Source organism: Isoalcanivorax pacificus W11-5 (assembly GCF_000299335.2).
Lineage (GTDB): Bacteria > Pseudomonadota > Gammaproteobacteria > Pseudomonadales > Alcanivoracaceae > Isoalcanivorax > Isoalcanivorax pacificus.
Genome location: NZ_CP004387.1, coordinates 2,166,617 through 2,189,042, shown reverse-complemented (window position 1 = coordinate 2,189,042; position 22,426 = coordinate 2,166,617). Strand labels below are relative to the sequence as shown.

At 63.3% G+C, this 22,426-nt stretch carries 20 protein-coding genes; 9 read left to right on the top strand and 11 right to left on the bottom strand.

Translation table 11 applies throughout. The features are described from left to right. Positions 1 to 51: 51 nt before the first annotated feature. The 8 genes from S7S_RS09910 to gloB form a co-directional block, all read right to left on the bottom strand. A complete protein-coding gene (locus S7S_RS09910; protein ID WP_008735414.1) occupies positions 52 to 852 on the bottom strand; it encodes an enoyl-ACP reductase FabI in 801 nt (266 codons plus the stop codon). 163 nt (positions 853 to 1,015) lie between these two features. Continuing rightward, positions 1,016 to 2,626 (bottom strand): ABC transporter ATP-binding protein, encoded by a 1,611-nt coding sequence (locus tag S7S_RS09905; protein WP_008735415.1) that lies wholly within the window; start codon positions 2,624 to 2,626, stop codon positions 1,016 to 1,018. Further along, positions 2,623 to 3,651 (bottom strand): ABC transporter permease, encoded by a 1,029-nt coding sequence (locus S7S_RS09900; RefSeq protein ID WP_008735416.1) that lies wholly within the window; start codon positions 3,649 to 3,651, stop codon positions 2,623 to 2,625. Before S7S_RS09900 ends, S7S_RS09905 begins: the two co-directional genes overlap by 4 nt. Continuing rightward, positions 3,651 to 4,739, bottom strand: coding sequence for a microcin C ABC transporter permease YejB (locus tag S7S_RS09895; protein WP_008735417.1), 1,089 nt, complete (start codon positions 4,737 to 4,739; stop codon positions 3,651 to 3,653). Before S7S_RS09895 ends, S7S_RS09900 begins: the two co-directional genes overlap by 1 nt. Next, positions 4,736 to 6,526 carry an extracellular solute-binding protein gene (locus S7S_RS09890; RefSeq protein ID WP_008735422.1) on the bottom strand — a complete coding sequence of 597 codons (1,791 nt, stop codon included), beginning with the start codon at positions 6,524 to 6,526 and terminating at the stop codon, positions 4,736 to 4,738. The genes S7S_RS09895 and S7S_RS09890 overlap by 4 nt, the downstream gene beginning before the upstream one ends. Before the next feature lie 69 nt (positions 6,527 to 6,595). After that, the gene (locus S7S_RS09885; RefSeq protein ID WP_008735425.1) at positions 6,596 to 8,521 is read right to left on the bottom strand and encodes an extracellular solute-binding protein; all 1,926 of its coding nucleotides are present in this window, start codon (positions 8,519 to 8,521) and stop codon (positions 6,596 to 6,598) included. Beyond that, positions 8,496 to 10,082, bottom strand: coding sequence for a LysM peptidoglycan-binding domain-containing protein (locus S7S_RS09880; RefSeq protein WP_035203916.1), 1,587 nt, complete (start codon positions 10,080 to 10,082; stop codon positions 8,496 to 8,498). The genes S7S_RS09885 and S7S_RS09880 overlap by 26 nt, the downstream gene beginning before the upstream one ends. A 168-nt stretch (positions 10,083 to 10,250) precedes the next feature. After that, positions 10,251 to 11,027: a hydroxyacylglutathione hydrolase gene (gene gloB / locus S7S_RS09875; protein ID WP_008735428.1), complete on the bottom strand. Its 777-nt coding sequence runs from the start codon at positions 11,025 to 11,027 to the stop codon at positions 10,251 to 10,253. A 162-nt stretch (positions 11,028 to 11,189) separates the two neighbouring features. Between gloB and S7S_RS09870 the strand changes: the two genes are divergently transcribed. From S7S_RS09870 to S7S_RS09830, 9 genes are all read left to right on the top strand, one after another. Next, positions 11,190 to 11,975, top strand: coding sequence for a class I SAM-dependent methyltransferase (locus S7S_RS09870; RefSeq protein WP_008735431.1), 786 nt, complete (start codon positions 11,190 to 11,192; stop codon positions 11,973 to 11,975). A gap of 16 nt (positions 11,976 to 11,991) precedes the next feature. Continuing rightward, the gene (rnhA, locus tag S7S_RS09865; RefSeq protein WP_008735441.1) at positions 11,992 to 12,450 is read left to right on the top strand and encodes a ribonuclease HI; all 459 of its coding nucleotides are present in this window, start codon (positions 11,992 to 11,994) and stop codon (positions 12,448 to 12,450) included. Then, the gene (gene dnaQ, locus S7S_RS09860; RefSeq protein ID WP_008735442.1) at positions 12,447 to 13,187 is read left to right on the top strand and encodes a DNA polymerase III subunit epsilon; all 741 of its coding nucleotides are present in this window, start codon (positions 12,447 to 12,449) and stop codon (positions 13,185 to 13,187) included. Before rnhA ends, dnaQ begins: the two co-directional genes overlap by 4 nt. Positions 13,188 to 13,482: 295 nt before the next feature. Further along, positions 13,483 to 15,174: a FimL-related protein gene (locus tag S7S_RS09855; protein ID WP_008735444.1), complete on the top strand. Its 1,692-nt coding sequence runs from the start codon at positions 13,483 to 13,485 to the stop codon at positions 15,172 to 15,174. Between the two features lie 27 nt (positions 15,175 to 15,201). After that, positions 15,202 to 16,047 (top strand): NAD(+) diphosphatase, encoded by an 846-nt coding sequence (nudC, locus tag S7S_RS09850; RefSeq protein WP_008735447.1) that lies wholly within the window; start codon positions 15,202 to 15,204, stop codon positions 16,045 to 16,047. After that, positions 16,044 to 16,676 carry a hypothetical protein gene (locus tag S7S_RS09845; protein ID WP_008735448.1) on the top strand — a complete coding sequence of 211 codons (633 nt, stop codon included), beginning with the start codon at positions 16,044 to 16,046 and terminating at the stop codon, positions 16,674 to 16,676. The genes nudC and S7S_RS09845 overlap by 4 nt, the downstream gene beginning before the upstream one ends. A gap of 48 nt (positions 16,677 to 16,724) precedes the next feature. Next, entirely contained in the window at positions 16,725 to 17,789 is a 1,065-nt protein-coding gene (gene sohB, locus S7S_RS09840) for a protease SohB (protein WP_052269236.1), read from the top strand. A gap of 64 nt (positions 17,790 to 17,853) precedes the next feature. Further along, entirely contained in the window at positions 17,854 to 18,849 is a 996-nt protein-coding gene (locus S7S_RS09835) for a YhdH/YhfP family quinone oxidoreductase (protein ID WP_008735450.1), read from the top strand. 26 nt (positions 18,850 to 18,875) lie between these two features. Then, positions 18,876 to 19,838 (top strand): zinc transporter ZntB, encoded by a 963-nt coding sequence (locus tag S7S_RS09830; protein ID WP_008735451.1) that lies wholly within the window; start codon positions 18,876 to 18,878, stop codon positions 19,836 to 19,838. Between the two features lie 73 nt (positions 19,839 to 19,911). Here the strand turns inward: S7S_RS09830 and S7S_RS09825 are convergent, their stop codons facing one another. From S7S_RS09825 to S7S_RS09815, 3 genes are all read right to left on the bottom strand, one after another. Then, positions 19,912 to 20,409 (bottom strand): DUF934 domain-containing protein, encoded by a 498-nt coding sequence (locus S7S_RS09825; protein WP_008735452.1) that lies wholly within the window; start codon positions 20,407 to 20,409, stop codon positions 19,912 to 19,914. Beyond that, positions 20,393 to 22,054 (bottom strand): nitrite/sulfite reductase, encoded by a 1,662-nt coding sequence (locus tag S7S_RS09820; protein WP_008735453.1) that lies wholly within the window; start codon positions 22,052 to 22,054, stop codon positions 20,393 to 20,395. Before S7S_RS09820 ends, S7S_RS09825 begins: the two co-directional genes overlap by 17 nt. A 127-nt stretch (positions 22,055 to 22,181) precedes the next feature. Next, complete coding sequence (locus tag S7S_RS09815) at positions 22,182 to 22,424, bottom strand: DUF2970 domain-containing protein (protein WP_008735454.1); 243 nt, start codon at positions 22,422 to 22,424, stop codon at positions 22,182 to 22,184. Positions 22,425 to 22,426: the final 2 nt, after the last annotated feature.

Genomic DNA, 22,426 nt, shown 5'->3' with positions numbered 1-22,426 from the left:
AACACCGCTGATCAGGCGGTGTTTTTTGTTGGGCTGGAGAAACCGGGGTGGTTATTCGCCGGCGCTGTCCATGGACATCGCGGATGTATTGGCGCCGGCGTCCACATACATGATTTCTGCGGTGATGCCGGAGGCCAGATCGGAACACAGGAACGCAGCGGCGTTGCCCACTTCCTCGATGGTCACGTTGCGACGCAGGGGCGCCTTGGACGCGTTCTGGTCCAGCATGCTGCGGAATTTCTTGATACCGGAAGCTGCCAGGGTACGGATCGGGCCAGCGGAGATTGCATTCACGCGAATGCCTTCCGGCCCCATGCTGGCCGCCAGGTAACGCACGCTGGCTTCCAGGCTGGCCTTGGCCATGCCCATGACGTTGTAGTTCGGCACGGTCTGTTGCGAGGCGTGGTACGTCAGCGTCAGCAGTGAACCGTTGCGGCCCTTCATCATGGCGTGCCCGGCCTTGGCCAGGGCAACGAAACTGTAGCTGGAGATTTCGTGCGCGATGCGGAAACCCTCACGGGTAGCGACGTCGACGAAGTTGCCATCCAGCTCATGGGCGGGCGCAAAACCGACCGCGTGGACAATACCATCCAGCCCGTCCCAGTGTTTGCCCAGGCTGCTGAAGACGGCGTCGATCTCGGTGTCGTTGGCCACATCGCAGGGGAAGCACAGTTCCTTGCGGCTGCCGAATTCCTCGGCGGCGCCTTCGACGCGGGATTTCAGTTTGTCGTTCTGATAAGTGAAGGCGAGTTCGGCGCCTTCGCGATGCATGGCTTCGGCAATACCCCAGGCGATGGAGCGTTGACTGGCGATACCCACGATCAGATAGCGTTTGCCGGCAAGAAAGCCCATGTGTAGTCCTCTCGATGCGAATCCGTAGTGTCCGGGATGTCAGGCGTGGTGCGTGACATCGGGTGGCGGCAAGTATAGCAGGCCGCCGGGAAAGCGCTTGCGAACTGACCGGGCAGTCGCGTGCTGCCTGCACGGTAGCGGAAAACCGCCCCGTGCCACACCGCTAAAATGCAACCTGGTATTTCCGTTCGGTGCTGAACGCAGCGTCGATCAGGCTGCGGGTGTAGTCGTGCTGCGGGGCGCGGAAGATGGCCTCGGTGGGGCCGCTTTCCAGCGCCTTGCCGTGACGCATCACGATCAGTTCGTGGCTGATGGCGCGTACCAGTTTCAGATCATGGCTGATAAACACATAGGACAGCGCATGGCGCGCCTGCAGGTCACGCAGCAGCTCCAGCACCTGATGCTGTACGCTGCGGTCCAGAGCCGAGGTGGGTTCATCCAGCACCAGCAGCGCCGGACGCAGGATCAGGGCCCGGGCAATGGCGATGCGCTGGCGCTGGCCGCCGGAAAATTCATGCGGGTAGCGATGCCGACATTCTGCCGGCAGGCCCACTTCGGTGAGCATGGTGGCCACGTTCTGTTCGCGTTGCGCCTGCGGCATCTGGCGCTGGTGTACCTTGAGGCCTTCCTCGATGATCTGGCCCACGGTCATGCGTGGGTTGAGGGTGCTCCAGGGGTCCTGGAAGACCACCTGCATGCGTGCCCGCCAGGGGCGCAACTGGCGGTTGCCACGCAGCGCGTCGAGCCGGGTGTCTTCCAGCCATATCTCGCCCCGGCTTTCCAGCAGCCGCAGGATCGCCAGCGCCAGCGTTGATTTGCCGCTGCCGCTTTCGCCGACCACGCCGAGCGTTTCGCCGCGCCGCAGTGTCAGGTCGACGCCGTCCACCGCGTGGAAATACTGTTTGCGCGCCAGCAGGCCGCTGCTGTTCTGCACGAAACGCACTTGCAGATCGCGGGTCTGCAGGTGCACGGGACGCCCCGGGTCCGGCACCGGCGGCTCGCCGCCGGGTTCGGCCGCCAGCAGGTGCCGCGTGTAGTCGTCCTGCGGTGCGGCCAGTACCTGTTCGGTGGCGCCGGTTTCCACGATGCGGCCATGGTGCATGACCGCGATATCCTCGGCGTAGCGGGCGACCACGCCGAGATCGTGGGTAATCAGCAGTACCGCCAGTCCCAGCTCCGCCTGCAATTGCTTGAGCAGGTCCAGAATGCCGGCCTGTACCGTCACATCCAGAGCAGTGGTGGGCTCGTCGGCGATCAGCACGCTGGGATTGTTGGCCAGTGCCAGGGCAATCATGACCCGCTGGCGCTGGCCGCCGGACAACTGATGCGGATAGCGCCCGAGCATGGTGTCCGGCTCCGGCAGGTGCACCTGCTCCAGCAATTCCAGCGTGCGCTGACGGGCGGCGTTGCGGGACAGCCCCTGGTGAATGGCCAGGCTTTCGTTGATCTGTTTTTCCACGGTGTGCAGTGGATTGAGTGCGCTCAGTGGTTCCTGGAACACCATGCCGATACGGCCGCCGCGCAGACCGCGCAGCGCGTTTTCCGGCAGATGCAGGATGTCTTCGTCGTTGAGGGTCATGGCCATGGCCTGGACGCTGGCCTGCGGGGGCAGCAGCCGCAAAATCGACAGCGCGGTGACGGATTTGCCGGAACCGGATTCACCGACCAGGGCCAGCATGCGGCCGGCCGTGAGACTCAGTGACACATCATCCACCACCGGTGGCTGGTCGGTGCCGAATCGGACACTCAGGTTGCGGATTTCCAGCCGGCTCATTGCAGGTACTTCCTCGGGTCGAAGGCATCGCGTACCGCTTCGCCAATGAAGATCAGCAGCGACAGGATCAGCGCCAGCGAGACAAAGGCGCTGATGCCGAGCCAGGGTGCATGCAGGTTGGCCTTGCCCTGGCCGAGCAGTTCGCCCAGCGAGGGGGAGCCCGGCGGCAGGCCAAAGCCGATGAAATCCAGCGTGGTCAGGGTGACGATGGCGCCGTTGAGGATGAAGGGCAGGAACGTCAGGGTGGCGACCATGGCATTGGGCAGCATGTGCCGGAACATGATCACCGGCGCCGAGACACCGAGCGCCCGTGCGGCCCGCACGTAATCCAGGTTCCGGCAGCGCAGGAATTCCGCCCGCACCAGATCCACCAGGGTCATCCAGGAAAACAGCAGCATGATCAACAGCAGCCACCAGAAATTCGGCACCACGAAGCTGGACAGGATGATGATCAGGTAGAGGATCGGCATGCTCGACCAGATTTCGATAAAGCGCTGCCCGGCCAGATCGGTCCAGCCGCCGTAGTAACCCTGCATGGCGCCGACGGCGATGCCGATGACACTGCTCGCCAGTGCCAGGATCAGGCCAAACAGTACCGAAATGCGAAAACCATAGAGAATGCGTGCCAGTACATCGCGGCCCTGATCGTCGGTACCCAGCCAGTTGTCAGAGGAGGGCGGGGCGGGCGAGGGGACGGTCAGATCGTAGTTGATGGTGTCATGGCTGAACGGAATGACCGGCCAGACGATCCAGCCGTCTTGCTCGATCAGTTCCTTCACGAACGGGTCGCGGTAATTGGCTTCGGTTTCGAACATGCCGCCAAAGGTGGTTTCCGGATAGACCTTGAGCACCGGGAAGTACAGTTCGCTCTGGTAGCTGAGCACCAGCGGCCTGTCGTTGGCAATCAGCTCGGCGCCCAGGCAGAGCACGAACAGGATGCTGAACAGCCACAGCGACCAGTAGCCGCGGCGGTTGCTGCGAAAGGTGTTCCACTGGCGCTGGAAGACGGGATTGCTGAACCGCATTACAGGTCTCTCCGGCCGAAATCGATGCGCGGATCGACCAGCATGTAGGTCAGGTCGCTGACCAGTTTCAGCAGCAGTCCGATCAGGGTGAAGATAAACAGCGTGCCGAACACCACCGGGTAGTCGCGGTTGATCACCGATTCAAAACCGAGCAGGCCCAGGCCATCCAACGAGAAAATGTACTCGATCAGCAGCACGCCGCTGAAGAACATGCTGATAAACGCCGCCGGAAAACCGGCAATGATGATCAGCATGGCATTGCGGAATACGTGCCGGTAGAGCACCTGATTTTCAGTCAGGCCCTTGGCGCGGGCGGTCTGCACATAGAGCTTGCTGATTTCATCGAGAAATGAGTTTTTGGTGAGCATGGTCAGGGTGGCGAAGTTGCCGATCACGATGGCGATGGTTGGCAGGGCGATATGCCAGAAATAGTCGACGACTTTGCCGGGCAGGCTGAGTTGGGCCCAGTTGTCGGAGGTCAGCCCGCGCAGCGGAAACCAGTCCAGGTAACTGCCGCCGGCAAACAGGACGATCAGCAGGATGGCGAACAGGAAGCTGGGTATGGCATAGCCGACAATCACCAGGCTGCTGCTCCAGACATCGAACGGTGTGCCGTGGCGCACTGCCTTGCGGATACCGAGGGGGATCGACACCAGATAGGTGATCAGCGTGCTCCACAGTCCGAGGGAAATGGACACCGGCAAGCGCTCGACGATCAGTTCGGTGACACTGCGGTCGCGGTAATAGGATTCACCGAAATCAAAGCTGAGGTAGTTACGTACCATCAGCCAGAAACGCTCATGGGCCGGTTTGTCGAAGCCGTACAGCTTTTCGATGCGTTCCAGCAGTTCCGGCGGCAGGCCCTGGGAGCCGCGATAGCTGCTGCCACCTCCGGTGTCGGTGGCGACAAAATCCGCCCGGCTCCCCGCGAACTGGCCACCGGCGCCTGCATCCATGCCACGCAACTGCGCGATCATGCGTTCGACCGGGCCACCGGGTGCGGCCTGCACGATGACAAAGTTCAACAGCAGGATGCCGAACAGCGTGGGAATGATCAGCAGCAGGCGCCGGAGAAAATAACCGCTCATTCAGCGTCCCGGGTTGAGCGCTTGTCCCACCAGGCATCCAGTGGCAGGCCGTAAGGCGCGTTCCGTGCCGGGTGTGCCAGATGCTTGCTGTAGGCGACGCGGAAATAATCCAGGTTCCAGTTCGGGATCACGTAGTAACCCCATTGCAGCGCACGGTCCAGTGCCCGCGTGCTGGTGATCAATGCCTCGCGGCTGCGGGCGCTGATTACTGCGTCCACCAGTGTGTCGATGGCCGGGTCCTGCAGGCCGATGATATTGCGCGAATCGGGGCGCCCGGCGGCGCTGGAATGCCAGAAATCGCGCTGCTCGTTGCCCGGTGAGTTGGATTGCGGGAACACGTTGACGACCATGTCGAAATCAAAATTGCGCATGCGCTCGACATATTGTGGCTGGTCAACGCGGCGTACTTCCGTGTGTACACCGATGGCGCGCAGATTGCGCGCAAACGGCATCGCGATACGCTCCCAGGTCGGGTTGTCGATCAGGATTTCAAAGCGCACGGGCTGGTTGTCCGGGGTGTAGAGCTGGTTGTCGCGGACGGTATAGCCAGCCTCCTGGAGCAGCTTCTGCGCGGTCAGCAGGTTCTGCCGGGGACGGCCGGAGCCATCGCTGCTGGGGGGCGCATAGGCTTGCGTGAACACTTCCGGCGGCAGCTTGTCACGCAGTGGTGTCAGCAGCTTCAGTTCGTCCTCGGATGGCAGGCCGGTGGCGGCCAGTTCGGAGTTCTGGAAGTAGCTGCGGGTGCGGCGGTACTGGCCGTGGAAGATGTTCTGGTTGGTCCACTCGAAATCCAGTGCGTAGGCCAGTGCCTTGCGCAGGGTGCGGTCCTGGAACAACGGCCGGCGCAGGTTATAGACAAAGCCCTGCATGCCGGTGGGCAGGCTGTGCTGAAACGTTTCCAGCACGTAGTCGCCGCGGTTGAGCGCCGGGCCCTGGTAGCCGGTGGCCCAGTTGGCGGCGATGTTTTCCAGCCGCATGTCATAGCGACCGGCCTTGAAGGCTTCCAGCGCCACGGTGTCATCGAGGAAATATTCCAGCGTGATGCGATCAAAATTGTACTGGCCGCGGTTCACCGGCAGGTTCTTGCCCCAGTAGTCGGCGCGGCGCTCATAGACCACGCGCTTGCCGGGTTCGGCGCTGCTGATGCGATAGGGGCCGCTGCCCAGCGGCGCTTCCAGGGAGCCACGGGAGAAGTCGCGGTCTTTCCAGTAATGTGCCGGCAGCACCTGCAACTGGCCGACGATCAGTGCCAGTTCGCGGTTGTCGCCCGGCTTGAAGGTGAATTTCACACGCTGCCTGTCCAGGGCTTCCACCTTCTCGACGTCGCCGTAATAAAAGCTGTAGAAAGGCGAGCCTTTCTCGACCAGCGTATTGAAGGAAAACACCACGTCGTCGGCGGTCACCGGCTCACCATCAGCGAAACGGGCCTCTTTGCGCAGGTGATAGATGACCCAGCTGCGGTCCTCCGGCATCTCGATGAATTCTGCCAGCAGGCCGTACTGGGTAAAGGGTTCGTCCTGGCTGGCCGTGGTGAGCGTGTCGTACAGGTACGCAATGCCGCCGGCCGGGGTGCCGCGTGGAATAAAAGGGTTGAGGCTGTCGAAGGTGCCGATGACGTGGCGGCGCAGGGTGCCGCCTTTGGGCGCGTCGGCGTTGACGTAATCGAAATGCGGGAACTCCGCCGGGTATTTGGGCGTGCCGTACATGGCAATGGCGTGGTATTTGGGGGCGGCCTGGGCGCTCACCGCAAACAGGCACAGCGCAATGCTGTAAAGCAGGGTTCTCATATCGTTCCTCGATATTGTTGTGTTGTCGCCGCCGGCGAGGGCTTCCTGTTCAGAGACAGCGTCTGTCGCTCAGGGTTTCCCTTTTGCCCACCAGGTCTCGGTGCCGAGGATATACGGCATCGGCGCGTCCGGCCGACCGAATTTATCCCACCAGGCCAGACGGTGATGGTCAATATACCAGTGCGGGACGCTGTAGTGTTGCCACAAGAGCACCCGGTCCAGCGCCTTGATGGCGGCATGATAGTCTGCTTCGGTGCTGGCGTTCATGCTGGCATCGACCAGCGCGTCGACCACCGGATCGCTGACGCGGGAATAATTGCGGCTGCCGGGTACGTCGGCGCTGCGGGAATGCAGGTAATCGACCAGCTCGGCGCCAGGGTAGGCGCGCTGCGGCAGCACGAAAATGGTGATGTCGTAGTCAAAGCGGTCGAGCCGCTCTTTGTAGGTGGCCAGGTCCACGGCACGGTAGCTGGCCTGGATGCCGATGCGCTCCAGGTTGCGCAGCCAGGGCTCCACCACGCGGGTCATGCCGGGAGTCTGGTAGTTGAGAATTTCCAGTTTCAGCGGTGCATCGGTGTCCTTGTGCCGCAAATACCGGCCGCGGGGTGCCCAGCCGGCCTCGTCCAGCAGCGCCAGCGCCTGCCGCATGCGGGCGCGGATATTGCCGCTGCCGTCGCTGACCGGGTGACGAAAGGGCTGGGTAAACAGCGCCGGTGGCAATTGTTCACGCCAGGGTTCGAGCAAGGCCAGTTCGCGCTCTGTGGGCAGCCCCTCGGCATGGTTGAGACTGTTCGGAAACCAGCTCTCGCTGCGCACATAGGCACCATTGAAAATGGTCTGGTTGGTCCACTCGAAATCGAACAGCAGATTCAGTGCCTCCCGGACGCGGCGGTCATCCAGGGGCGCACGGCGCTGGTTGATGAAGAAAGCCTGTGTCGGTTTCGGAATGCGGTGTGGAATTTCGGCCCGCAGGATGCGGCCATCACGTACAGCAGGCACGTCGTAGGCCGTGGCCCAGTGCTTGGCAACATAGTCCAGGTGCAGATCATAGCCGCCGCTCTTGAACGCCTCGAAGCCGACCTGCGCATCGCGGTAATAATCGATCACCACCCGATCGAAGTTGTAGCGCCCCCGGTTCACCGGCAGGTCACGGGCCCAGTAGTTATCGACACGCTCGAACACAATCTGGCGGCCGGGCCGCACCCGGCTGATGCGGTACGGGCTGCTGATCACGGGGGGCTCCAGGGTGCCGGCGAAGGCACGTTCGCGCCAGTAGTGGGCAGGTAGCACGGGCAGGTCGCCGATCACCAGTGGCAGGTCGCGCCGGCTGTCGCCGGTGAGGTGATAGCGCACGCTGTGCGCATCCAGCATCTCTGCGCTTTCCACATCTCGCAGCATCAGCTGATAGCGTGGATGGCCCTGTTCTCGCAGCAGGTTGAAGGAGAACACGGCATCCTCGGCAGTAATCGGGGTGCCGTCGCTGAAGCGGGCTTCGGGGCGTAGCCGGAAGATCACCCAGTCGAGGCTGGCCGGATATTCCACTGTCTTGGCGATCAGGCCGTAGGCGCTGCCGGGCTCGTCCCCGACGCGGTTGTGACTGCCGCTGCCCATGAGCAGCGTGTCGGTGGTTTCCAGAAAACCGAACACTGATGCGCCAGGCGTGCCCGCCGGGCTGGTGCCGCTGATGACATACGGGTTCAGGCTGTCGAAGCTGCCGAAGCCGAACAGGCGCAGGGTGCCGCCTTTGGGCGCGTCCGGGTTGACGTAATCGAAGTGGTGAAAATCCGCCGGGTATTTCAGCTCGCCGAACGGGCTGTAGCCATGGCTGATGATGATCTGTTCGGCGGCGGGTTGCGGCGTCGTGGTGTCGTCACCGCTGCCGGCGTCACCGGCGCGGACCAGTCCGGTGACGAGGCAGAGAAAGCTGGCCAGCAGCCAGCCGGGGCGGCGTCCTGCCGGGTTCGGGCGCTCAGGGTGCGTCGCGAATGTCCACATAGAGGGTCAGTTGCTGCCCGGGCTGGAGATAGCGCTGGCCATTGATCTTGTTCCAGGCACTGATCTGGTTGACTGACACATTGAAGCGGTTGGCAATGGCATACAGCGAATCCCCTCGTCGCACGGAATAATGGACCCGGCGCACCATGTCCGGCCTGCTGGCCGGGGCGGCAGTGGCCGATTGCTCGGTCCAGACCGCCAGTTGCTGGCCGACGCGCAACGTGTCGCCCGGCGCCATCTGGTTCCATGCTGCCAGTTCACGCACCCCGACGCGATAGCGGCGTGCGATTTCCCACAGGGTTTCGCCGCTGGCCACCTGATGGGCAAGCTGCCGGCGGCCGGAGATGGCGCGATTCTGGCGTGCGTCCAGGCGGGCGTCCGCGCTCAGGCTGTAGCTGCCGGGATCACGCGACGGCTGCGGGATCAGCAGCGTGCGGCCGGCGACAATGGTGTTGCCGCGCAGATGGTTGATCTCGCGCAGCACGGCCGGTGTGGTGTCGTGTGCACGGGCGATGGCAATCAGGTTGTCGCCGGGGCGGATGCTGTAGCGCTGCCAGCGCATGCGCTGCTCTGGTGGCAGTGCGCTGATGCGCTCGGCGAACCTGTCCGCATGGCTGACCGGGATCAGCAGGCGGTGTGGTCCGTTGGGCGAGGTGGCCCAGCGATTGAACGCGGGGTTGAGCAGGTACAGCTCTTCCAGAGAGATATCCGCCATCTCGGCCGCCTGGGCCAGGTCAATCTGGCCGCCGACGTCAATACTGGTGAAATACGGTTCGTCGGCAATGGCCGGGATGTCCAGGCCAAACTGCTCCGGGTCGCGCACGATCTGCGCCAGCGCCAGCAGTTTCGGCACGTAGGCCATGGTTTCCCGGGGCAGTTGCAGGCTCCAGTAATCGGTCGGCTTGCCGGCGTTGCGGTTGCGGGTGATCGCGCGCGACACATTGCCCGCGCCCGCATTGTACGAGGCCAGCGCCAGCAGCCAGTCGCCATCGAAGCGATTGGCCAGTTGCTGCAGATAGGTCAGGGCGGCTTCGGTGGAGGCGACGATGTCGCGGCGCTGATCCGCCCACCAGTCCTGTTCCAGGCCGAAATGCTTGCCGGTGGAGGGGATGAACTGCCAGGGGCCCGAGGCCCGGCCATGGGAGTAGGCGAACGGGTCGAAGGCGCTTTCCACGACCGGCAGCAGCACCAGCTCCAGTGGCATGCCGCGCGCTTCGGCCTGCTCGACGATATGGTGCAGATAGCGCTCGGCGCGCGAGGAAATACGAGTGAGGTAAGCCGGATGGCGGCTGTACCAGTTGCGCTGGGCAACGATGCGCGCGTTCTCCACCTCCAGGTCCAGCGCGAAGCCGTTGCGGACCCGGCCCCAGAGGTCCACATCGCTGACCGGGGGGGCTTCGGGTACCGATTCCGGATAACCGCTGATGATGATGGGGTCCGGTGTCAGCTCCGTCGCCGCCGGCATGGGGTCGAGGTCGTCGACCGCCGGTTTCAGTGCACAACCGCCCAATATTCCCGCTGTGAGAAGCCCCAGCAGGCCAACCCGAAAAATAGTGCTCATTGTTTCAACCAACTCCGTTGATCCCGTGCGGCCGCCTTGCCCGGCAATGGCGGCTCTTGTCTTGGGTATTGAGATGTATCTTCCCGGGCACACGGGATTGCCCCGGAAGAGTGCAATGACAACCGCTGCCGGGCTGTCATGGTGCCCGGCAGCGGCCGGGCAGTGTGTTCAGAACTGGTCTTTCCAGCGCCGGAGCGCGGCAAAAATCTCGGTGCGGTCTGTCAGTGCGGCCTGCTCGTGGGCGTTGACGGCCTCACGCAGGTTCTGGTCATCGACCCGCAGGAATGGATTGCTCTGACGTTCCTCGGCAAGGACCACCGGCACGGTGGGCTGCCCTGATGCGCGAGTATGCATCATTTGCGCCAGACGTTGATTCACCGAAGTGTCATCCGGTGTGACGGCTTGCGCAAAACGCAGATTATTCAGCGTGTATTCATGGGCGCAGCAGACCAGAGTCTGGTCCGGCAGCGCGCTGAGGCGGTCCAGCGACGTCAGCATCTGCGCGGGTGTGCCCTCGAACAGCCGGCCACAGCCGGCGGCGAACAGGGTGTCGCCGCAGAACAGCAGTGGCGGTGTGTGGTCACGGGTGAAAAAGGCGATATGACCGAGTGTGTGGCCGGGCACATGCAGCACCTCGAAACGCAGCGCGGGGGCCTCGATCTGCACGCTGTCACCGTCCGCCAGTGCATGGGTGCGGCCGGGAATCTGCTCACCGGCCGGGCCGTACACCGGCACATCATGCTCAGCCAGCAGGCGGGTCACGCCGCCCACATGGTCGGGATGATGATGGGTGATCAGGATGGCACGCAGCGTCAGCCGGCGTTCGGCCAGACAGGCGCTGACCGGTGCTGCGTCACCGGGGTCGACCACCAGCGCATTGCCGTTGTCGTCGGCCAGCAGCCAGATATAGTTGTCGCTGAAGGCCGGTATCGGGTGCAGAAGCATGGGAGCACCTTCGCTGTCTCGGGAATGAAAAAATGACCACCGTCATCCGGGCAGGTTCCGCGCCGGTGGCGATGACAGGCGTGTTGCCAGGCCCTAGACTCATCCAGAGCAGCAAGGCCCGTACCGTGTGCGGGCAGAACCTTACCACAGGGGGCGTTTGCCATGGCAATTCCGAGACTGATCCGGGCCCCGTTCCGCCGCCAGCCGCCGGATACCGGAGCGGCCTTTGCCGCCTGGCTGAAGACCCCGGCCGGCGAGCAGTTGCTGGCCGAAGAGCGCCGCGTGCTGGCGGAGGCCCTTCCGCGCCTGCCGGGCCTGCGTGCGTTGCAATGCTGCGCCGGGACACCGGAGTCCCTGCTTGAGTCCAGCGTGATGCCGTTGAAATGGACGCTGGGGACCCAGCCCGGTGTCGATATCATTGCCCGGCCGTCTCAATTGCCATTGCCACGGCAGTGTCTGGATCTGGTGCTGCTGCACCACAGCCTGGATTTCGAGGATGATCCGCACCTGGTGCTGGGGCAACTGGCACGTGCGCTGCAGCCGGGCGGCGCGCTGGTGGTGGTCGGCTTCCAGCCGCTGGGCCTGTGGGGGCTTTGGCGGCTGTTCCGGCTGCATTCCTCGAAAGTCCCCTGGATTGGCCGGTTTATCCGGCCGCATCGCGTCAGCGACTGGCTGCAGGTGCTGGCCTGTGAAGTGGAAGGCTTTGACTCCGGCTTGTACAACCTGCCGCTGGCAGGCAGCATGCGCCGGCGTTTTCGCTGGCTGGATACCCTGGGTGCCAGGTTCTGGTCCCAGCATGGCGCTTTCTATGTGCTGGTGGCGCGCAAGCGCGCCGCCGTAATGCGCCCGAGCAGGCCGCGTTTCTCGCTGCCGCAGGCCGCGCCGAATGTGGTGCCGGTCTCGATGGCCCGCTGGCGGCAGCGGCATGAACCGGACGCGACAGAATGACACGGGGAATCAGTGTTTGAAGCAGGTTGAGATGTATACCGACGGCGCCTGCCGGGGTAATCCGGGACCCGGCGGCTGGGGAGTGCTGCTGCGGTATGGCACGGTGCAGAAAACCCTGCACGGCGGCGAGCCACAGACCACCAATAACCAGATGGAACTGACGGCGGTGATCAAGGGGCTGGAAGCCCTGAAGCAACCCTGCCAGGTGGTGCTGTACACGGATTCGAAGTACGTGCTCGAAGGCATTACCAAATGGATTCACGGCTGGAAGCGCAACGGCTGGCGTACCGCCAGCAAGAGCCCGGTCAAGAACGGCGAATTGTGGCAGCGGCTGGATCAGGCGGCAGCCCGGCACAGCATTGAATGGCGCTGGGTCAAGGGCCACAGCGGCGATGCCGGCAATGAACGCGCCGACCAGCTCGCCAATCAGGGCATTGATGAATTGCAGCGCAGCACAGGAGCCACGACGTCATGAGCAGGCAGATCGTACTGGATACCGAGACCACCGGCCTGGAGCCGTCGGAAGGGCACCGGGTGATCGAGATCGGTTGCGTCGAGATGGTCGGCCGCCGGCTTACCGGCAACAACCTGCACCTGTACCTGAATCCGGAGCGGGATATTGACGAGGGCGCCTTGCAGGTGCACGGCATTACCCGTGAATTCCTGGCCGACAAGCCGGTGTTCAGTGCCGTGGCGGAGGATTTCCTGCGGTTTATCGATGGCGCGGAACTGGTCATTCACAACGCCGCCTTCGACGTCGGCTTCCTGAACCACGAACTGCGGCGGCTGGGGCAGGACAAGCCGATCGAACAGCGCTGCAAGATCCTGGACACCCTGCAACTGGCCCGCGCCAAGCATCCGGGGCAGAAGAACAACCTGGATGCGCTGTGTCGTCGCTATGGCATCGACAACTTCAACCGCGAATTGCACGGCGCGCTGCTGGATGCCCAGATTCTGGCCGAGGTCTATCTGATCATGACCGGCGGCCAGGCGCGCCTGTCGCTGGGTGGCCAGGACAGCAATAACAGCAGCGGGGAGGCCAGCGCCGAGCCGATCCGGCGGCTGGCACCGGATCGCCCGGCATTGAAGGTAATTCGCGCCAGCGGTGACGAACTGGCGGCACACGAGGCGAAGCTCGGCGGCATTGCCAGGGCGTCGGAACAGGGCGCACTGTGGCTCCAGCTGGAGCAGGACAGCGCAGCTGAACACTGATCCGGCGCTGTGTCATGGTTAACAAAATATCGTTAATTCAGTTGTTTAGGGTATAAAGTTGACGCATTGTTGAGGCGCGCGTGCGGCCGGGGACGGCCTTACAACGATTCTGCTACGGTTGTCGTGTGTCATGGCAGGTAAGGTTCCCGTTGCAGTGTTCTGAGCGCAGCCGGCAGGCTGCGGGGTAGACGGGACGGCCCGCCAGGGCCGGCCGCCGGTTGGGGGATGTGGTCCGGCGCGACAGGCGCCGGCGCAGCATGACCGGCCATAACAAACAAAGGTGTGTGGAGAGTCCATGGTCGCCATTACCAATACCACCTCTCTGACGTTCCTCAAGGACGAACTCGACGCCACGCTCAGCCAGGCCGAGAGCGCGCTGGAAGTGTTCTCCGAGGATACGTCTCGCAGCGGCGAGCTGAAGGTGTGCGCCGAGGCGTTTCACCAGGTGCGCGGCATCTGCCAGATACTGGAATTGCCGGCAGCGGCGCTGATGGCGGAGGAAATGGAACTGGTGGCCGAGGCCATTGGTCGCAGCGTCACGCCCGAGCGGATGGTGGGCACGCTGGGCAACGCCATCGTGCTGCTGGGCCGCTATCTCGAATATGTGCAGCTCAAGAACGCCGCCATGCCGGAACTGCTGGTGGGCGGGATCAATGAACTGCGACGCTCGGCGGGCAAACCGCTGATCGCCGAAAGTCACTTCTTCCGTGTCGATGTCACCCGTGAACGCCAGCCACCGGCCGCGCCTGCCAGTACTCCGCGCACCGACGTGACGCGTCTGTGCCGGCGCATGCGGCACATGTACCAGGTCGGGCTGCTGGGGGTGCTGCGCGGTGAGAGCCGTACCAGCCTGAAGCTGGTCAGCCGCGCGCTGGCGCGTATCGACCGGCTGTGTGGCGATGCGCCGATGGGACGCCTCTGGTGGGTGGCCCGTGCGGCGGTAGAGGCCCTGCTGGCGGATGAGATGCGCCTGACGCCGGCGCGCAAGCAACTGTTGTCGCAGTTCGACCGGCAGATCAAGCGGCTGGTCTACGAAGGTGAGCGGGCGCTGGAAAGCGACGCGCCCCTGTTGCTGGTAAAAGAGAGCGTCTATCTGGTGTCGCTGGCCACCCAGGACCAGGGGCTGATCGGGGAGGTGAAACGTGCCTTCTCGGTACGGCCGCGCTTCACCGACGGCGCCTTGCAGGAAGAGCTGTCGCTGATGAGCGGTGCCGGCGGCTCGGTGATCCGGACCGTGGCGACCGCGCTGAAAGAAGAACTGAACGACATCAAGTCCACGCTGGACATGGCGGCGCAGGGGGCGGCCGATACCGACTACGGCGATCTGGCGGATACGCTGGTGCGGCTTGCCGGCACGCTGGTGATGATCGGGCAGAGTCGCGAAGCCGCGCAGATTCGCGGCCGGGCGGACCAGGTGCGGCAGTGGCGCAATGGTGAAGTGGACCCCGAGGGCATGGACTTCCATGCGCTGGTGGATGACCTGCTGATGGTCGAGAATGCTGTCGCCACGCTGGAGCGCCGCTTTGCACCGGCGGACGATATCAACCGCGAGGTGCGCAACACCCGCATTTCCCTGTACCAGCTCGATGAAGCACGGATGACGGTGGTGGGGGAGTGCCGCGCAGGTATTTCCCTGACCAAACGCTCGCTGACGTCCTTTATCGACAGCCAGGGCGACCGCATGCACCTGAGCAACGTGCCGTCTGTGCTGGTGGGTGTGTCCGGCGGCCTGATGTTCCTGGAACTGGACCGCGCGCGGGCCATTCTTGAAGGCTGTCGCCAGTACATCGAACAATCGATGCTGACCGGCAGTGGTGCGCCGGTACGTGAGCAGATGGAAACCCTTGCCGACGCCATCACGAGCATTGATTACTATCTGGAAAGTATGGAAGAACATAAGCCCATTGGTGACGCAGTACTGGAAGTGGCGGAGGAAAGCCTGGCCGAACTGGGCTATCCGGTGATGCGCGCGCCGCAGCCTGCCTGAGGGCCGATGGGGAAGCGAGGTTGATGCGTGCATAGTGATCTGGAATTCCTGGCCAGCATGCCGGCGGCCCTGAATGGCCGCGCCCTGTGGTTCGTCTTCCACGACGGCCGGCTGATGGTCAGTGAGGACCCGTCGTTGCCGTTGCTGCCGGAAGGCGAAACGGTGGAAGAGATCGGCCTGCCGGGCGCCGAGCCGCTGTATCTGGGCCGGCTGCGCCAGCAGGACTGTTTTGCGGTGCCCCTGGACGACCCGGCGCAGGTGCCGCCCGGTTTCTATCTGTCGGAACTGCGCCGGTTGCTGGGTGAGCTGGACGAGCTGACCTTCGCCATGGCCGGCCGCGCCTCCCAGGTGGCCACCTGGTACTGCAATCACCAGTTCTGTTCCCGCTGCGGCACCCGTGCGGAAAGCCACCGCCATGACCGTGCCATGGCCTGCCCGAATTGCGGTTACACCCAGTACCCGCGCATTTCGCCCTGCGTGATCGCGCTGGTGACGCGCGGGGACGAGGTGTTGCTGGCGCGTGCGGCGCGGTTTCCGGCGCGGTTTTTCAGCTGCCTGGCCGGCTTTATCGAGGCGGGCGAGAGCGCCGAGCAGGCGGTGCACCGTGAAGTGTTCGAAGAGACCGGACTCAAGCTCGGCACATTGCACTACTACGCCAGCCAGTCCTGGCCGTTCCCCCACGCGCTGATGCTTGGTTTCCATGCCGACTACGCGGAAGGGGACATTAACGTGGACGGAGAGGAAATCGTCGAGGCGCACTGGTGGCACTACAGTGACCTGCCGCCGATTCCGCCCACCGGCAGCATTGCGCGGGCATTGATCGAGGACTGGGTCCAGCGCCGCAAGGCACTGGCGGAAGGGGGTAATGAATGAATTTCAGTGGCGTGCCGATCGTGCTGATCGGCCTGAGTCTGGTGCTGGTCGGTCTGGGCGCCTGGGTGCTGCTGCGTCAGCAATGGCTGCTGCAATGGCTCAAGGGCAGCGCCGGCCTGTTGCTGGTCGGGCTGGCGGTGTACAGCGCGTTGTATGCGATGAACCTGTACAGCTACAGCGAACTGAAGCCGGAAACACCGGTGGCGACGGTCAGCTTTCGCGAGTTGGGGCCCCAGAATTTTGTTGCCACGGTGGCGTTGCCGGACGGGCAAAGCCATGATTACGCCCTGCGCGGCGATCTCTGGCAGCTGGATGTGCGGGTGGTGTCCTGGAAAGGGCTGTTTGCCCTGTTCGGCGCCCGCCCGGGCTATCAGCTGGACAGTATCCAGGGGCGTTATCTGGCGCTGGAACACGAGCGTTCCCGCGAGCGTACCCGGCACAGCATCCATCGGGCGCCGGTAGTATTTGATATCCATGACGGCGAGGGCGGTCTGTTGCTGAATACCTCGGTCATGGGTGTGGCCTATCTGCCGATGGCAGATGGTGCTATTTTCCAGGTCGTTCCGTCGGCGGGCCAACTGGAAGGCCGGCCGCTGAACGGGGTCGCCGAAGCGGCGATGCTGGAGTGAATTCCCCGCGTGGCGCGGGGCAGGCGTGAAACGAGTCAGGAGCAGTGAGTGATAGCGTTTTTGAGTGAATACGGGTTGTTTCTCGCCAAGGTCGCTACCCTCGTGGTAGCGATTCTGTTTGTGGTGGGCGGTATCGTGTCCACCGCTGCGCGGCAGCGTGGGCAGGGCGGTGACCAGCACGGGGATATCCGGGTGCGGCACCTGAACGAAGAGTTCAATGAACTGCGCGACGGCATCCGCGAGGCGGTGCTGCCGGAGGGCGAGCGCAAGCAGGCCCGCAAACAGCAGCGTAAAGAGGAGAAGGCCAGGGCCAAGGCCGACAAGAAGGCCAATGCCGTACCCGGTGGCGCGCCCAGCAAGCCACGGGTCTTCGTGCTCGATTTTGACGGTGATGTGCAGGCCAGTGGAGTCGATGCATTGTCCAGAGAAATCAGTGCCTTGCTACAGGTTGCTGATAAACAGGATGAAGTCATGGTGCGGCTGGAAAGCCCGGGTGGCCTGGTGCATTCCTACGGCCTGGCGGCCTCTCAGCTCAAGCGCATCCGTAGCCAGGGCGTGCGGCTCACCGTGTGTGTGGACCGCGTTGCGGCCAGCGGTGGTTACATGATGGCCTGCATCGCCGATCGCATTGTCGCAGCGCCGTTTGCGGTGCTGGGCTCCATCGGTGTGGTGGCACAGATCCCCAATTTCCATCGCTTGCTGCGCAAGAACGAGATCGACGTCGAGCTGATGACTGCCGGCGAATACAAGCGCACCCTGACCATGTTTGGCGAGAACACCGAGCATGGCCGGCAGAAATTCCAGGAAGAACTGGAAGACACCCATGTGCTATTCAAGGACTTCGTGCGCGAACACCGCCGAGGCCTGGATATCGACAAGGTGGCGACCGGTGAGCACTGGTTTGGCAGTCGGGCGAAGGAGCTGGGGCTGGTGGACGAGATCCAGACCAGTGACGAATACCTGCTGGGACGCTGCCGCGACGCGGAAGTGTATGAGGTGACCTGGCACACTCGCCAGAAGCTGGCGGAGCGCCTGGGCCTGTCGTTCGAGGCAGCGGTGATGCGCGTTACCGAGCGCTGGTTCCATCGCGGCGCGCAGCGCTGGTGGCAGTGAACCGAAGAGAACACGGAAGAGAGCACCGAAGAGAGCACCGAAGAGAGCATCGAGGAGAGCACCGATGACGGACACCTTCAATGCGTTGCAGACGGCCGAGGAAGGCGATGGCTTCGCCACCCGTCTGGTGCAGCGCTCTCTGGATGACCTGCCACCCGGTGATGTGCTGATCCGGGTGCAGTGGTCTTCGCTGAACTACAAGGATGCGCTGTCGGCCAGCGGCAACCGGGGCGTGACGCGCAATTACCCGCATACACCGGGCATTGATGCCGCCGGGGTCGTGGTCACCGACAGCACTGATACCTTCGCCGAAGGCACGCCGGTACTGGTGACCGGCTATGACCTGGGCATGAATACCGCCGGAGGCTATGGCGAATACATCCGTGTCCCGGCGGGCTGGGTGCTGAAACTGCCCGGCGGGCTGGATGCGCGTGTCGCCATGCTGCACGGCACTGCCGGCCTGACGGCCGGGCTGTGCGTGCAGGCGCTGCTGGATGCCGGTGTCACGCCGGCCGATGGTGAAGTGCTGGTCACTGGTGCCACCGGCGGTGTGGGCTCTTTTGCCGTGGCATTGCTGGCGCACCTGGGTTTCCAGGTGGTGGCAGGCAGCGGCAAGGCCGAGGCAGCGGACTGGCTGACACAACTTGGCGCCACGGCGCTGATTGACCGTGAGGCAATGCTGGCCGGGGCCAGCAAGCCGGTTCTGAAACCGCGCTGGGCCGGGGTAGTGGATACCCTGGGCGGCGAGCCACTGGCGAACGCCGTGAAAAGCACCAGCTATGGCGGCGCGGTGGCCTGCTGTGGCCTGGCTGCGTCCACTGACCTGCCGCTGACCGTGTTCCCCTTTATCCTGCGCAACGTGCGTCTGCTTGGTGTGGACAGTGTGGAGCAACCGCTGGCGACCAAGGCGGCGGTGTGGGAGCGGCTGGCGACGGACTGGCGCATTCCCGTGCTGGAATCACTGTGCGCTGCGGAAACCGACCTGGCCGGCCTGGTGCCCTGGTTTGATACGATCCTTCAGGGCGGTGTGCGGGGCCGTGTGCTGGTGAACCTCGCCTGACGTCGATAAAAGCCAAGGAGAGCGCCATGGAAGGACTCGTGCATGCCGTGCTGCTGGATGGCCGGGGCGGCGCCCGTACGCTCGACTGGGAGGGTGTCTGCCAGTGGGAGCCATCACAGGGGCTGCTGTGGGTGCATCTGGACTACACCGCAGACGCCTCGTCTGTCTGGTTGTATGAGCAGAAAGATGTGCCGGCACTGGTTTCCGATGCCCTGCTGGCGCAGGAAACCCGGCCGCGTGTGACCATGATGCAGGAGGGCCTGCTGGTCTACCTGCGTGGCGTCAATCTCAATCCCGGTGCCGAGCCGGAAGACATGATCGCGATTCGCCTGTGGGTGACACCGGGCCGCGTAATCAGCACCCAGCGGCGGCAACTGCGTGCGGTCAGCAGCCTGCTGGCCCGGGCTGACCAGGGCGATGCGCCTGGCACCAGCTATGGCCTGCTGGTGGAACTGGTCGATGACCTCACCTGGAACATGGAAGACGTGGTCGATCAGGTGGAAGAGCAGGTCGGTGAGTACGAGGAAGCCGCGATGCAGCGCCAGAGCCGTGCCATGCTCGGCGAGATGTCGCTGGTGCGGCGCCGGGTGACGGTGTTGCGCCGTTTTCTGGCGCCGCAGCGTGATGCGCTGGCCCGGTTGGTGGACCCCGCCAGCCCGCTGTCGGACCGTGAGCGCGGCCAGTTGCGCGAAGTGGCGGACCGGCTGCAACGTCTGCTGGAAGATCTTGATGCCGCGCGGGAGCATGCCCTGATTGCCCAGGAAGACCTCAGCAATCGTCTTGCGGATGCGCTCAACCAGCGCATGTATGTGCTGGCGATTGTCTCGATCATCTTCCTGCCGATGGGGTTTCTTACCGGCCTGATGGGCGTCAACCTTGGGGGCATGCCGGGGGCTGAATCACACAACGGTTTCATGGTCTTCGCGACAGGGCTGCTGATCATCGGGCTGGTGATGGCGGTGGTCCTCAAGCGCTGGAAGTGGCTTTAGCTGTAGACCCGGGCCTGCTTTCCCCGGGCAATAAAAAACCGCGCATTTGCGCGGTTTTTTATTGCCGTCGGCCTCAGCGGCGACGGTAGATCGGACGCGGATCGTTCACATCGCCCTGATAGGTGACGGAGAAATCCTTCAGGCCGTTGAGCGCATCTTCAATGTCGCGGTCCGCACGAATCTGGAAGGCATTGAAGCCGACGCGGTGCATGTAGAACAGCTGATCGCGCAGCACATCGCCCACTGCGCGGACTTCACCTGTGTACTGGTAGCGGGTGCGCAGCTCGCGTGCGTAGGAATAGCCGCGACCATCCTTGAAAGCCGGGAAATCGATGGCCACCAGCGGCAGGCGATCCAGGTCGGCTGCGATTTCGGAGGGCTCCTCGCCTGGCTCCAGGCACACGGCGGTGCGACCCGCCCGTGCGGCGATGGCATCGCGCTGCGCCTGCCACACCGGCAGCGGCACGATCAGGTCGCCTTCGGCCGGCAGGCCTTGCTGTTCAATCTGTTCGGCAGTCAGGCGCTGCCAGGAATCATCGACGATGGTACCGTCTTTAATGATGGCTGGCATAAGCGCGCTCCTTGAAGGGGTCGATACCCAGGCGTTCGTAGGTGTCGATGAACAGCTCGTCCGGCTGGCGCTGTTCCACGTACAGGTCGACCAGCCTGGCGATTACCGGCACCACTTCGTCGGCCTCGAACGAGGGGCCGAGTTTTTCGCCGATACGCGAGGTCTTGTCACCACGACCTCCCAGGGTGATCTGGTAGTACTCCCGGCCTTTCTTGTCCACGCCAAGAATGCCGATGTGGCCAATGTGGTGATGGCCACAGGCGTTCATGCAGCCGGAAATGTTCAGGTCGATCGGGCCGAGATCGTGCAGGTAGTCCATGTCTTCGAAATGACGCTGGATGGCTTCCGCAATCGGGATCGACTTGGCATTGGCCAGCGAACAGAAATCACCGCCGGGGCAGGCGATGATATCGGTCAGCAGTTTCAGGTTCGGTGTCGCAAAGCCGAGCACTTCCAGTGCTTCCCACAGGGCAAACAGCTGGTCCTGGCGCACATCGCCGAGCACGATGTTCTGCTGGTGGGTGGTGCGCAATTCGCCAAAGCTGTATTGATCGGCAAGGTCAGCGACGGCATCGAATTCGGTATCGGTGATGTCGCCGGGCGCGCGGCCGGTCTTTTTCAGTGTCAGCGTCACCGCCGCGTAGCCCGGCTGGCGATGGGCGTGCACGTTGGTGTGGTACCAGCGATTGAACGCCTTGCTTGATGCCAGCGCCTCGGTCAGCGCGGCCGGCTGGTCAGTGGCACTGCCGTCATAGGCCGGTTCGCTGAAATGACCGCGCATGCGATCGACTTCGTCGGCGGTCAGGGTGATCGGGCCGTCTTTCAGCTCGGCGAATTCGGCTTCGGTCAGCTCGCGGAATTTTTCTGCGCCGAGCGCCTTTACCAGGATCTTGATGCGCGCCTTGTACTTGTTGTCGCGATTGCCGTACTTGTTGTATACGCGCAGGATCGCTTCCAGGTACGACAGCAGGTGCTGCCACGGCACGAACTCACCGATCACTTCGCCGGTCATCGGTGTGCGGCCCAGGCCGCCACCCGCCAGCACGGTAAAGCCGGTTTCGCCATCACGGTGAACGATCTGCACACCGATGTCATGCACGCCGATCAATGCCGGGTCTTCGTTCGGCACCGCGTTCACGGCAATCTTGAATTTGCGTGGCAGGTAGGCGAATTCGGGGTTGAAGGTGGCCCACTGGCGGATGATTTCGCACCAGGGACGGGGGTCCTCGACTTCTGCGGCATTGATGCCGGCGAATTCGTCAGTGGTGACGTTGCGGATGCAGTTGCCGCTGGTCTGGATGGCGTGCATCTCCACCTTGGCCAGTTCGGCGAGGATGTCCGGTACGTTTTCCAGCTCCGGCCAGTTGTACTGAATGTTCTGGCGGGTCGAGACGTGGGCATAGCCCTTGTCCCAGGTGCGGGCAATATGGCCCAGCGTGCGCAACTGGGTGCTGTTGAGCATGCCGTAGGGCACCGAAACACGCAGCATCGGTGCATAGCGCTGGATATACAGGCCGTTCTGCAGACGCAGCGGCAGAAACTCGTCATCGCTGAGCTGCCCGTCCAGATAGCGGCGGGTCTGGTCGCGGAACTGTGCCACGCGCTCGTTCAGCAGCTGGCGGTCATAATCCTGGTATACGTACATGGCGTCGGGACATCACCCTAAGTCATTCATTAATCAGGCCCTCACGCCTTTACGTGAGGGCCGCGCACTCTAGCAAATCGGTTCTGGAGCGAAAAGGACTATATCGCTATATGGTTATGGACGGCGGTTATTTACTGGCCGCGTCGAGCACCATGTTCACGGTGACCACCATGCCCAGCACCATCGCCACCACCAGCACCACATAGACCAGAATATAGTCGCCGGCCTTGCCTTGCTTGAAGTCCCGCTCGCGGTTCTTGCCGCTTTGTACACCGAACAGCGCGGCGATCACGCTCCAGATCACCTGAAACAGATTCGGTTTGCCTGGTTCGGGATTGTCCTGGATGGGAACAGGCTGGTTATCTTGCATGG